Genomic DNA, 12,299 nt, shown 5'->3' with positions numbered 1-12,299 from the left:
TCGGTCCGCGCCACCGACGGCGCCGGCCAGGTGCAGACCGAGGCCCGGGCCAAGCCCTTCCCCAGCGGCGCCACCGGTCAGCACACCATCACGGTCACCGTCGGCTGAGATCCGACCCATCCGTCACACCACCGGCCTCGAATCCCACCCAGACGACGGGATCGGAGCAACGTGATGAACGAGCTGGTAGGCGGCCGGTACCGGCTGCTCGACCTGATCGGCTCGGGCGGGATGGGCCAGGTGTGGCGGGCTCGGGACGAACTGCTCGAGCGGGTGGTGGCGGTCAAGGAGATCACCGTGCCATCGACCGCCCTGCTGGCCACCCAGGCCATGCGGGAGGCGCGCGCTGCCGCGCGCCTCGACCATCCCGGCGTGATCAGCGTCTACGACGTCGTCTGGCAGGACGACCGCTCCTGGCTGGTCATGGAATACGTCCAGGCCCGGTCTCTGCACCAGGTAGTTCAGGCCGACGGTCCGCTGGCCCCCAAACAGGTCGCCCGGCTCGGCCTTCGTGTGCTGTCTGCCCTGCGCAGCGCGCACGCCGCCGGGGTGCTGCACCGCGACGTCAAACCGGGCAACGTCCTGCTCGCAGCCGACGGCCGGGTCGTGCTCACCGACTTCGGCCTGGCCATCATCGGCGACCGGGAAGCCGGCCGGCCCGACCCGCGGCTGGGCTCACCGCACTACGTCGCCCCGGAACAATTGCGCTCGCAGGAGGCCGGCGCACCGGCCGACCTCTGGTCGCTGGGCGCCACCCTCTACACGGCGGTCGAGGGGCGGGCGCCGTTCGCCCGCGACGACGTCGAAGCCTCCCTGCAGGCCTTGCTGAACGACGACCCCGACCCGCCGCGCCGAGCCGGGCCACTGACCGGCCTGCTGCTGGCCCTGCTCGACAAGAACCCCGACCGCCGGCCGGACGCCGAACAGACGGCAGCATGGCTCGAGACCGTGGCCAGCCAGACCCAGGCGCCCAAACCCCGACCCCCGGCCGAGAACACCACCTTCGCCCCGGTCGCCCGAGGCATCGCCACTGTCACGCCACGGCGGCGCCGTCGCCTGCGAGCCGTCGTGATCACCGGCCTCTCGCTCGCGGTCCTGATCAGCGGTGGTGCCACCTACGCCGCCCGATCACGGCAACTCCCGGGTCCGGTACGCCCAGCCGCCGTCGAGTCGGCCGCACCCGTCACGACCCCCACGGATCAGGCGGGCGCGCTGTGCAACCTCGGAACTGAGCCCCAGCCCGTCGCGAAGGCCACCTCGCGTGTGCCGGCCGGGCTGCCGATGGGATGGATCTGGACGCGTGACCCGGTCGGCTTCGCGCTCGCCGTGCCCGCCGGCTGGCAGCGCTCCACCAGCGGGAACGAGGTCTGCTTCAGCGACCCGGCCGGGCGGCGTGCCTTCACCGTCAACCAGTCGCCGGTCCGGACCCAGCAACCACTCGCCTACTGGCAGGCCCGCGAGAAAGACGGCGGCCTACCCGGGTACCAGCGCATCAGCATGGGCGTTCTGCTGCTCCAGCGCGGCGGCGCCGACTGGGAATACACCTGGAAGCCCGACTCGGACACCACCCTGCACGAACGCCGGATCCTGGTCGCCACCTCCGGCGACCGGTCCTACCTGCTGCGCTTCACCACCGCCGCCCCGAACTGGGCGAAGGCGCTGACCGTACAGAAGCAGCTCGTGAACCTGTTCGCATCCGCCCGCTGAACACCCCCACCCGAAAGGCCGAACTGCATGAGAATCCGCCGCACCTTGCTCGCCGTCCCCGCCGCAGCCGCCCTGCTGCTGGCCACCCCCACCGCCGCCCTCGCGGACGAGAGCGTCCACGTCAAGCTCCTGGAACTCAACAATTCCGGCGCCAGCGGCAACGCGACCCTGACCGCCACCAGCGGCGGAGACCTTAGGATCAGCATCCGCTCGACCGGGCTGGTGCCGAACTCACCGCACGCCCAGCACCTGCACGGCTCGACCACCGGCATGGACTTCCACTGCCCGGACATGTCGGCCGACACCAACGGCAACGGCTACGTCAGCACCGAAGAGGGCATGCCCGCGTACGGCGACATCTTCGTCTCTCTGACCACCAAGGGCGACACCTCGAAGGCGAGCGGGCTGGCGGTCGACCGGATGCCCACCGCCGACCCGGAGGGCAATCTGCGGTACGACCGGACCATCGCGGGCGCCGACCTGCCGCCCGGCACCATTGAGCACCTCAAGGACCTGCACATCGTCGAGCACGGGGTCGATGCCAACGACAACGACAAGTACGACCTGGCCGGGCTGGGCGAGTCCACCCTGGCCAAGTCGGCCGGACTCAGCGGCATCCCGGAGGAGGCCACCGACCCGGCCTTGTGCGGCATGGTCTCGGGCGCGGCCGCCGGGTCGGTGCCGGTCGGCGGCGTCGCCACCGGTGACGGCAGCACCCGCGACGAGGCGACGGTCTGGTACGGCGCCGGTGGCCTGGCCCTACTGGCGGCGCTCGGCATCGTCGTGGTCACCCGCCGCCGCTCGTACGTGCTGAACCGCGTCCAGCGGTGACCCGGTCCCGCAAGGTTGCGCTGGTGGCCGCCGCAGTCCTGGCGATCGCCGGTGCGATCGCGATAGTCGTCGGCCGGCACGACGAGCCTGTCGCCGAACCACCCCGGACCGCGCCGCCCGGCCCGCCGTTCTCCGCCCCGGCCACCCGCAGCGGCACGGATGTGCTGACCACGGGAAGGCTGCTACCGACATCCGAGCCCACCCGCGTCCGGATTCCGGCCCTCCACGTCGACGAGGCTGTCATCGGTCTCGGTCAGAATCCCGACGGCTCCATGCAGGTGCCGACCGACGCGCACACGGTCGGCTGGTACACCAAGGCGCCGACCCCCGGTTCGCTCGGACCGGCTGTACTCGCCGGGCACGTCAATTACCGGGGCGCCGACGGCACCTTCGCCCGGTTGGCCATGCTGCGCCCCGGCGACCGGATCATGGTCGCCCGGCAGGACGGCGTCACCGCGACATTCGCCGTCAACCGCCTCGACCGCTATCCCAAGGACCAGTTCCCGGCCGACGCGGTCTACGGCGCCATCGACCACGCCGGGCTACGCCTGATCACCTGCGGTGGCGACTTCGACGACCGCAGCGGCCACTACCTCGACAACATCGTCGCCTACGCCTCGCTGGTCACGGCGGACCGCTGACCACCCCTACCGGCGCCAGGTCGCCTCACGCCGGGCTCGCTTGCGGTAGACCCGGTCGATCGTGGTCTGCTGCTTGTCGGTCAGCTCCGGTCGCGACGCCAGCCACGCGGGAGCGTCGGCCGGGACTTTGTCGAAGGACGGCCCGTGTGGTGCCGTGAGCCCGGGGAAGGCCTCGGCGTCCCGCGGCGCCGGGGTGCAGGGCCCGTGCGGGGAGAAGGTGGCCACCTCGAGCAGGAACGGGTCACCTGTCTTGGCCGACGCGGTGATGAACGACGACGCCTTGCTGTCGATCACCGTGGTCAGGTAGTCGGCGGGTGCCTTGCCGTAGTGCTTGACGGTGCCGTTCTCGTTGAGGTCGTAGTTGTACTGCCCGCAGGCGTTGTCGGCGACGGCCCACCCGGGCCGTACGCCGTCGCGGCCGGGCTGATAGCCGTGGCTGCCGGTCGCGTCGATGCTGAGCAAGGCGGCTCGCTATCCGGTCGGTGTCATGACGGTGGCCGTCGTGAAATGCTGTTCGAAGTCGGCGGCAGGCATGGGCCGTGCGTACAGGTAGCCCTGTGCGTACTGGTAGCCGAGCCGGCGCAGGAGGGCGGCCTGCTCGGGTGTTTCGACGCCTTCGGCGACTGCTTCGATGGCGAAGTCGCTGGTGAAGCCGATGAGGTTCTTGACGATCAGAGCGCCGGCCTGATCGGCGGCGGCGCCGCTGACGAATGACTTGTCGACCTTGAGGAGATCGACCGGACAGTCGAGCAGCAGGCTCAGTGACGAGTGTCCGGTGCCGAAGTCGTCGAGGGCGATGCGGATGCCCAGCGTTTTGAGACGTTCGAGTTGCTGCACTGCGACAGTGGTGGCGAAGACCGCGGTTTCGGTGACCTCGAGGACGAGCCGGCCTGTGTCGACGCCGGTGCGCTCCAGGATTTCTTGGACGCGGTCGACGAAGTCGGGCTCGGACAGTTGCCGGGCGGACACATTGATGCTGATCTTGGCGGGTGCGTGGTCGCCGTAGCGGCGCTGCCAGGTTGCGGTCTGCCGGCAGGCGTGTTCGAGGATCCAGTAGCCGAGGTCGACGATGCACCCGCTGCATTCGGCCAGGGGGATGAACAGGTCCGGGCTGATCAGCCCGCGATCGGGGTGTTGCCAGCGCATGAGTACCTCACCGCCGGCGCACAGCCCGGTGGTCAGGTCGATGATGGGCTGATACAGCGCGAAGATCTGCCCGCGGGACAGTGCCTGGCGCAGGTCGGCCGACAGGCGTGCGGCCGCGTCGGCAGATTCGTCCATGGCCTGGTCGAACCAGTGCCACCGGTGGCCGCCGGCCGTCTTCGCGGCGTACATGGCGACGTCGGCCCGGCGCAGCAGCTCGGACGGGTTGTCACCGGTGCGGCTGGCAGTGACGCCGATGCTGATCGCCGCCACGGTGGTGTGCTCGCCGAGTTCTGCTGGTTGCCGCACGGTGGCCAGGATGCGTTCGAGCACAGCTTCGACGTGGTCTGCCGGTGCCGGTACGACGACAGCGAATTCGTCACCGCCCAGCCGGGCCACGACACCGCGTCCGCCGACAACGGTGGTGAGCCGGTGGCTGATGACGGTCAGCAGGCTGTCGCCGACGTGGTGGCCGAGGCGGTCGTTGACGGCTTTGAAGTCGTCGATGTCGAGCAGGACCAGATGGAACGGTTGCCCCGCGGTGAGCAGTTCGTCGACGTGCCGTTCGAGCAGGGCCCGGTTGCCGGTGCCGGTGAGCTTGTCGTGTGTCGCTTGGTGTTCGAGGCGGTTCTGGTAACGGCGCAGGTCTGACAGTTGGGCGTCGACGGTGCTCAGGAGCCGCTTGTTGTCGCGCAGGGCGATGATCTGCCGGATGACGACCACGCCGGTCAAAGTAACCGCGGCGATCTGCATGATTGCCGTCTCGGTCATGTCGCTGCGCGTGTTGGCCAGCAGCAGCGCGTCGGTCACCGCGACGGCCAGGTACGGCGTGATGCTGACGCGGCGGGAGGATCGCCGTGGCGGCGGGGTGCGTGATCCGGCGTGCTGCTGGATCACCGCCGCCACGTGGATGCTCAAGGCCGCGACCGGTACCGCGATCAGACTCGTGGACAGGTAGGGGCGGCTGATGAGAAACGGCGACAGGCTGCCGAGTGACGCGCTGATCGCGCTGCCGGTGGCCAGCGTGTACACGGCACGGCGGTCGAGGCGGCCGGCTCCGGCGAAGGCGACTTTGACGAAGGTGGCCATCGACAGGAATCCGACCACGGTGATGGCCAGCACCGCCCCGCCCGAGCCGGTCTGCATCGTCCATTCATGGTGGTTGCGTAGCGACAGGTGCCAGACCAGGACGGCGATGGTGATCACCACCATACACAGATCGAGGCCGAACCGGATCCAGTCGCTGCGGGTGCGCTGCCACGACGGCAACCGCAGCAACGCCCACAGCACCACACCCAGCACTGACAGGTAGAAGGCCAGTGACGCCGGACCGACACGTTGCGAGGGGGTGCCATGACCGAGCGCGTCGATCGTGTTGGCTATCACTCCGCCGGTGAACAGAAGGCAGGCTGCGGTCAGATGCCGCCAGAAGCGGCGGGTCTCGGCGTCCAGTTCGAGGTGGCGGTTTACCTGCCAGCAGGCGTGGCCGGCCAGCAGGGTGGTGACCGGCAGCGGCAGCCATCCGAGCAGGGCATGAGACCACTCGTGTGTGAGCCCGGCACCGAGCCACACAGCGTCGGCGACTACCAGCCCGGCGGCGAGCAGTAGCAGCGCCTGGCGGCGCAGCAGCGGTACGACCACCAGCACAGTCGGTTCCTCTCACCCGTGATGCCTCCAGTGATCGGCCGCTCAAGCGCTGACTCAAGCAGGCCGAAGCGTGAGATCAGTCGCTGTCCGGCCATCCGGACACAACTTCCACCCGTCTCATTCCGCCTGCGGCAGCGTTGATCATCAGTCCGGTCGTCGTCAGTTGTCGGAAGGCTACTTTTCTCCAGCTTGGGGTGGTCTTCGACCTGGTGGGGGACCTCGTATACTTTCCCGTCGGCAACAGATCAGACGCGCACCGCTTCTTGCTTTCCGGATGCGCCGGGCTGGAAAGTGGTGGTGTGATGGCGTCGCCGAAGCCGCGTACGTTGCGGATCCTCGTGGTCGATGACGACGACGCGGACACCGTGATGATCGAAGAGGCCCTTGCCGCCGCAACTGTGCCACCCGTGACGCAACGCGCCCGCGACGGGCGGGAAGCTCTCGACCAGCTCCGTGCAGAGGCCGACGAACCACAGGGAGACTTGCCGGACTTGATCCTCTTGGACCTGAATATGCCCCGGATGGGCGGGTTGCAGTTGCTGGAGGAATTGAAGTCCGATCCGCGATTGCAGTCGATCCCGGTGGTGGTCCTGACGACCTCGGACGCACATCCGGACATTCTGGCCAGCTACCGTCACCACGCCAGCGCGTTCGTCACCAAGCCCCTGGATCTGGACAGGTTCGAATCGGCCGTCCAGAAGATCAACGCCTTCTTCGCCGACACTGCCGAGCTTCCCTGACGCGCCGACAGCCGGCGGTGCGATGGCCAGGCCGCTCAACGCCCGCTCGTCACCTCCACGCCCGCGCTGACTCGCGACTGAAAGACAGTCTCGCCAGCGATGGCCTCGGCGTTATCGCTTACGGCGGGATGCCCTTGATCGATGCCGACGGTAACGTCTTGGGCTCGCTGTGCACCATCGACAACCAGCCGCAGCAATAAGCAGCCGCCGAGCTGCCGTCGCTCGATGAAGCTCAGATGCCGACAGCCGAGACCGATGGAAGGGGCATGGGTCTCGTCCGGTTGCTGGTGACTGCATCGGTAGCGGCCGGGACAGCGCTGGGCCCACGCAACCTGCGCACGGCGCGCCGCTGGGTCGCGATCATCATCGGTTCGGCCACCGCCGTGTTCGTCGGCTCAGCCCTGCTCAGCGAATCCAGTCTGATGGGCGTTCACCTGATCTGCGCCGCGGTGCTCGCCCTGTTCTGTTCAATCCTGATGGTGCTCCCGGAGAACCGGACGGCGCCCTTGTGTGTCGTCGGCCCACTGCTCGGGACGGCCGGGATCGTGACCCTCGACCTCGGCACCGCCGACGCGAGCCTCACGGGCCAGATCTTCTTTTGCATCCCCGTGCTCTACGCCAGCGTGCACCTGCGCGTACCCGGCGCCGTGCTGATCACCGCGGCCGCCGTCATCGGCGACACCGTCGTGGTCTACACGCTGCTTCCCGCCGGACAGGCCCTGACCGAACTCGCCTTCATGGCTTGCCTGCTGATCCTCATGGCCGCTGTGCTCACCCGAGCCACCGTCACCCAGCACCGCCTCATCGCCCAGCTGCAGCACCAAGCCGCCGTCGACCCGCTCACCGGCATGGCCACCCGCCGTGTCCTGGACGACCGGGCCCGCGCCGCGATCACCGCCACCACCCACGAACCCCGGAACGGCCCCGGGCTGATCTGGCTCGACGTCGACAACTTCAAAACCATCAACGACACGCACGGACACGTCACCGGCGACGAAGCACTCATCCACATCACTACGGTCCTGCGCCGCCACTGCACACCACACGACACCCTGACCCGCATGGGCGGCGACGAAATCGCCATCCTCCTGCCCCGCTGCGACCTGCACTCTCTGATCCGCCAGGCCCAGCACATCGTGGATGCCGTCCGGCATGACCCCTTGCACCTGGCCGACGGCCGGGAACTCTCGCTGTCGGTCAGCGCAGGCACCGCCCACCTAAGCCAACACGGCCATGACCTCCGCGACCTGTACGCCGCCGCCGACGCCGCTCTCTATGACGCCAAACGCAACGGACGTGGCCGACTCGGGCGTACCCCCGCCGCCGACCCGACCCCACCCCGCGCCGACAACGTAGCCACCCGGGTCGCCGCAGACCAGCGCGCCAGCCGGTCGGCTGCGACACCCCGTCTGTTTCTTCCGTACGGTGAATAGTCCGCCCGGCATCGACCGGGTGGACTCGGGCGTGGATCCCCTCAGCGCCGTCCGGCCTTCCTGTTTCATCGCCGCACCACCATTGAGCAGCATGGTTGCCCGGCGTTTACCGGACAGAACGCCGGGCATTCGTCGGACATGCGCAGGACTGGTAGCGACGGCATTCAGGTCCTGCGGTGCCGCGTTCGTCGCGATGATCCCGCTCGTCCGCTTCGGCACAGAGTCCGGGCTGCGTTGCAGAGACCTGACGGCCCGGCCGGTGACCCGGTATGGATTGACGATGTCCTGATCGTGGTCACCGAGCTCGTGCAGAACGTCAGCCAGCACACCGACGCCGACGGCGAACTGCTCATCACCGCCACCGCGAATACCGTCGTAGTCGAAGTCGGCGACACCAGCACCGTCATTCCGAGCGCCCGACACCCTGCCGCAGACCAGATCGGCGGCCGGGGCCTGTCACTCGTGCAAGCCCTCAGCCAGGCGTGGGGCGTGCGCACCTGCCCTCACGGCAAGGCTGTCTGGGCACAGCTGTCCGCGATCACCGATCCGAGCCTGAGCGCCGCCTGAACCGGCCGACCGTTTACCGCTCAGCCGTGCGTGCGTCCGCACCGGCCTGCATGTGGGTTCCGCCGTTCGGGTGTTGATCTGGTTGAATCGGCAGCCGGACAGCACCGGCTGGCGGAAGAGGGGTGACGGTGGGCGCGCTCGAAGCCGTACGGCAGCTGATCCGCCAAGGCTACCGAGCCCGGCCGGAAGATCTGGCCGACATGGCCATGCAAGCCGCTGCCTTGCTCGATGTCGAGACCCTGCACATCTATGTGGTCGACCACCAGCAACACGAGCTACGGCCGCTGCCCGGCCGGCGGACCCCGGCCGGCCCCGCGTTGAGTATCGACGGGACCCTTGCCGGGCGTGCTTACAGCACCGTGGCACCGGTCGGCGGCGAGCAGGACGGCCGTCAAGTGGTGTGGGTGCCCCTGCTCGACGGCAGCGAACGTATGGGAGTTGTGCAGGTCACTGCCGATCGGCCGTTGAGCGAGCAGGCCATCGCCGACTGCGCCACGGTGGCGGCGCTGGTCGGGGAGCTCGTGGTCACGTGCGACCTGTACAGCGACACCATCGAACGGCTGCGCCGCCGCGAACCGATGCGGCTGGCCGCCGAGATGCTGCGCGCCCAGCTCCCGCCGCTGACCTTCGCCACCAGCCGCACCGTCATCGCCGGCATCCTGGAGCCCTGCTACGACGTCGGCGGGGACGCGTTCGACTACGCCGTCAACGACGACACCGCCCATCTCGCCCTGTTCGACGCCGTCGGGCACGGCTCCGCCGGCGGCATGCGCGCGGTGGTTCTGGCCTCGATCGCAATCGCCGCGTATCGCAACGCCCGCCGCGCCGGCCGGGACCTGACCGCCACCTATCACCAGCTCGACGAGGCGGTCAGGGCCCACGACCGCACCGGCATGATCACCGCTGTGCTGGCCGAACTCGACCAGAACAGCGGCATCCTGCGCGTCATCTCGGCCGGGCATCCCAGCGGCATCGTGCTGCGCCACGGACGCGTGGTCACTGTGCTGCCCACACCCACCGCGCTTCCGGTCACCCTCGGTGACCGTCGGCCTCCGGTGATCATCCAGGAAGCGCTCGAACCCGGCGACCAGGTCCTGCTCTACACCGACGGCATCACCGAGGCCCGCGACCACGACGGCAACCCCTTCGGCGTCGACCGGCTCATCGACTTCGCCCAGCGAGCCCTGGCCGACCGTCTTCCCGCCGCCGAGACCGCCCGCAGACTCGTCCACGCCATTCTCAAACACCAGGATGACCGGCTGCAGGACGACGCCACCGTCCTGCTCCTGCACTGGCTCGGTCCAGCCCTCCCGCCCGCGTGAACCGGCACGCTCGCAACGCCGGATCCCGTCAGGCTCAGCCCAGGGCCGGACCGGTCGATAGGACGACGAGCCGCTCTACGTGGAGCCGCCCGGGGCGGAGGATGTCAGGAATGGCCAGGCTGAGACCGGCGGATGCCGTGGCTGTGCCGGAGCACGACGAGCACGCCCTGGACGCGGCGACAATTCTGCGGCACCGGCTGGTCACCCCGCTGTTCCAGCCCATCGTCGACCTGGACACAGGCACGGTGGTCGCTGTCGAGGCGCTCGCCCGAGGTCCGGTCGGCTCCTGCCTCGAACGCCTCGACCGCCTCTTCGCTGCCGCGTCGCAGGCGGGACTGCTGGGGCCGATGGATCTGATGTGCGCCGAACGGGCTATCGAGTGCGAGCTGGAGGCGGCGAACACACCGCCCATGCTGTTCGTCAACGCCGAGCCGGCCGCTCTCGATCAGCCTATCTCGGCCCGGCTGATCGAATTGCTGCTCAGCGACCTGCCATTTCGCATCGTCACCGAGTACACCGAGCGGGCCTTGTCCACCTTTCCCGCGGCCCTGCTGCGCATCGCCGGTCAGTCACACCTGCTCGGCAACGGCATCGCCCTGGACGACGTCGGCGCCGACCCGATGTCACTGGCGTTCCTGCCTTTCATCGAACCCGACGTCATCAAGCTCGACATGCACCTGCTCCGCAACCCCTGCGCGCCCTCCACCGCCGAAGTGTGCGCGGTGGTCGCTGCGGCCGCTGCACGGACGGGGGCGGTGGTGATCGCCGAAGGCATCGAGACGAGCGCGGATGTTGATGTTGCCCGGACACTTGGCGCGACGTGGGGACAGGGATGGCATTTCGGGCGACCAACCCGTGCAGCCGACCTGCAGCTGCACGTCCGCGGCGCGGCTGCTGGGATACGCGATGCCCGCCCCGGATTGCACCAGCCGATCGGCAGCCCTTTCGAGGTAGCCATCGCAGGTGCGACCGGACTGGCGCACGACGCGGCCATCGGCCCCGCCCTCGAGCGAATCAGCGTGGCGATCGACGGGCAGGAGCATGCTGTCGTACTCGGCTCGTACTGCGAACCCGGCGACGTGGCCCCGTGGCTTCCGCACATCGACCGCGTCACCCGGCAGGCCGCTTACGCCAGCGTCTTACGACCTGGCTCGACGCCCGAGCCGTTTCCCGGCGAAAGCAGCCTGGTGGTCATGACGCCGGACTATGCCGCCGCGCTGAGTTCCCCCCGGTTTGGCGGAGCTTCTCAAACATGATCGACTGATCATGGGGAGGAAGTATCCGTGGCCGCACCGAAGAAGTACCCCGATGAGCTCAGAGCGCGTGCCGTGCGTCTGTATCGCGAGTCGGACCCGAAGCCGACGATCCGGCGACTCGCCGAGCAGCTGAACGTGCATCACGAAGCGCTGCGCAACTGGATCCGGCAGGCCGAGGCCGACGCGGGTGAGCGTCATGACCGGCCCACCACCGAGATGGCCGAGGAGAACCGCCGGCTGCGGGAAGAGGTCGCTGAGCTGCGGCGGGTCAATGAGATCCTGCGTGCCGCGTCCTCGTATTTCGCCTCGGAGCTCGGCCCGACCCGGCGACGGTCATGAGGTTCATCGACGAACACCGTGACCGCTTCGCGGTCGCGCTCCTGCTACGGGTCCTGAACATCGCCGAGTCGACCTACTACCAGTGGGTCGAACAGGCCGAACAGCCTTGCGACCGGGACCTGGTCGACCTCGGCCTGATCTCCAACATCTATGAGATCTGGGAGGCCTCCGGCTTCACCTACGGCGCCGACCGCGTCCACCGGCAGCTGCGCCGCGACGGGATCCGGGTAGGCCGCAAGCGCGTTGAGCGGCTGATGGCCGGCCAGGGCTGGCACGGGGCGTTCCTGCGCCGCGGCTGGCGCGGCGGCTCAACCCGGCAGGACCCACGGCACACTCCGGCCCCGGATCTGGTCAACCGCAACTTCACCGCAGACCGCCCGAACCGGCTCTGGGTGGCCGACGCCACCCGCATCCCGACCGGCGAGGGCGTGTTCTGGCTGGCCGCCGTCCGCGACGTCTTCTCGAGAAGGATCGTCGGCTGGAAGACCTCAGACCGGTGCGACACCGATCTGATCCTGGCCGCGCTCGAGTACGGCATCTGGTCGCGTGACGTCCGCGACGGACAGCTCATACATCACAGCGATAGAGGCTCGAACGGTGAGTTCAACCGGTCGTCGCAACACTTCGACATTGGAGGTTGCGGTGGGTCGGCCAGCGGGTTGGATGAAGGCGC

At 68.8% G+C, this 12,299-nt stretch carries 12 protein-coding genes; 10 read left to right on the top strand and 2 right to left on the bottom strand.

Annotated features, from left to right (window positions below):
• The first annotated feature begins 174 nt into the window (after window positions 1-174).
• The 3 genes from M1L60_RS46455 to M1L60_RS46445 are packed head-to-tail and all read left to right on the top strand — an operon-like array spanning window position 175 to window position 3,179.
• Complete coding sequence (locus M1L60_RS46455) at window positions 175-1,707, top strand: serine/threonine-protein kinase (RefSeq protein WP_253244036.1); 1,533 nt, start codon at window positions 175-177, stop codon at window positions 1,705-1,707.
• A 27-nt stretch (window positions 1,708-1,734) separates the two neighbouring features.
• The gene (locus M1L60_RS46450; protein WP_253244035.1) at window positions 1,735-2,538 is read left to right on the top strand and encodes a GVDTG sorting domain-containing protein; all 804 of its coding nucleotides are present in this window, start codon (window positions 1,735-1,737) and stop codon (window positions 2,536-2,538) included.
• Window positions 2,539-2,561: 23 nt separating this feature from the next.
• Window positions 2,562-3,179, top strand: coding sequence for a class F sortase (locus tag M1L60_RS46445; RefSeq protein WP_253244034.1), 618 nt, complete (start codon window positions 2,562-2,564; stop codon window positions 3,177-3,179).
• 6 nt (window positions 3,180-3,185) lie between these two features.
• Here M1L60_RS46445 and M1L60_RS46440 read toward each other — a convergent pair whose 3' ends face one another.
• Both M1L60_RS46440 and M1L60_RS46435 read right to left on the bottom strand, forming a co-directional pair.
• A complete protein-coding gene (locus tag M1L60_RS46440; RefSeq protein ID WP_253244033.1) occupies window positions 3,186-3,641 on the bottom strand; it encodes an alkaline phosphatase family protein in 456 nt (151 codons plus the stop codon).
• 9 nt (window positions 3,642-3,650) lie between these two features.
• Window positions 3,651-5,969, bottom strand: a complete 2,319-nt coding sequence (locus M1L60_RS46435) for a putative bifunctional diguanylate cyclase/phosphodiesterase (protein WP_253244032.1) — start codon at window positions 5,967-5,969, stop codon at window positions 3,651-3,653.
• A 194-nt stretch (window positions 5,970-6,163) separates the two neighbouring features.
• Here M1L60_RS46435 and M1L60_RS46430 point away from each other — a divergent pair, with 194 nt between their 5' ends.
• From M1L60_RS46430 to M1L60_RS46400, 7 genes are all read left to right on the top strand, one after another.
• Window positions 6,164-6,709: a response regulator gene (locus tag M1L60_RS46430; RefSeq protein WP_308208646.1), complete on the top strand. Its 546-nt coding sequence runs from the start codon at window positions 6,164-6,166 to the stop codon at window positions 6,707-6,709.
• 266 nt (window positions 6,710-6,975) lie between these two features.
• Window positions 6,976-8,142 (top strand): GGDEF domain-containing protein, encoded by a 1,167-nt coding sequence (locus M1L60_RS46425; protein WP_253244031.1) that lies wholly within the window; start codon window positions 6,976-6,978, stop codon window positions 8,140-8,142.
• Between the two features lie 138 nt (window positions 8,143-8,280).
• On the top strand, window positions 8,281-8,709 hold the full coding sequence (locus M1L60_RS48475; protein WP_369077262.1) for an ATP-binding protein: 429 nt from the start codon (window positions 8,281-8,283) through the stop codon (window positions 8,707-8,709).
• A gap of 128 nt (window positions 8,710-8,837) precedes the next feature.
• A complete protein-coding gene (locus M1L60_RS46415) occupies window positions 8,838-10,031 on the top strand; it encodes a PP2C family protein-serine/threonine phosphatase (protein ID WP_253244029.1) in 1,194 nt (397 codons plus the stop codon).
• A gap of 110 nt (window positions 10,032-10,141) precedes the next feature.
• Window positions 10,142-11,287, top strand: coding sequence for an EAL domain-containing protein (locus tag M1L60_RS46410; RefSeq protein ID WP_253244028.1), 1,146 nt, complete (start codon window positions 10,142-10,144; stop codon window positions 11,285-11,287).
• Between the two features lie 27 nt (window positions 11,288-11,314).
• Entirely contained in the window at window positions 11,315-11,626 is a 312-nt protein-coding gene (locus tag M1L60_RS46405) for a transposase (protein ID WP_253244027.1), read from the top strand.
• On the top strand, window positions 11,623-12,299 hold a 677-nt coding region (locus M1L60_RS46400; protein ID WP_253244026.1), incomplete at its 3' end, for an IS3 family transposase. The genes M1L60_RS46405 and M1L60_RS46400, both read left to right, overlap by 4 nt.

The sequence above is a fragment of the Paractinoplanes aksuensis genome (assembly GCF_024137025.1).
Taxonomy (GTDB): domain Bacteria; phylum Actinomycetota; class Actinomycetes; order Mycobacteriales; family Micromonosporaceae; genus Actinoplanes; species Actinoplanes aksuensis.
Note: the sequence above shows the minus strand (reverse complement) of the source record. Positions and strands in the feature narration are given on the sequence as shown.

Bases quoted from the DNA above. Each gene is read 5' to 3' on its own strand.
- M1L60_RS46450 (WP_253244035.1), top strand. From the start codon at position 1,735: ATGAGAATCCGCCGCACCTTGCTCGCCGTCCCCGCCGCAGCCGCCCTG.
- M1L60_RS46455 (WP_253244036.1), top strand. From the start codon at position 175: ATGAACGAGCTGGTAGGCGGCCGGTACCGGCTGCTCGACCTGATCGGC.
- M1L60_RS46410 (WP_253244028.1), top strand. From the start codon at position 10,142: ATGGCCAGGCTGAGACCGGCGGATGCCGTGGCTGTGCCGGAGCACGAC.
- M1L60_RS48475 (WP_369077262.1), top strand. From the start codon at position 8,281: ATGCGCAGGACTGGTAGCGACGGCATTCAGGTCCTGCGGTGCCGCGTT.
- M1L60_RS46425 (WP_253244031.1), top strand. From the start codon at position 6,976: ATGGGTCTCGTCCGGTTGCTGGTGACTGCATCGGTAGCGGCCGGGACA.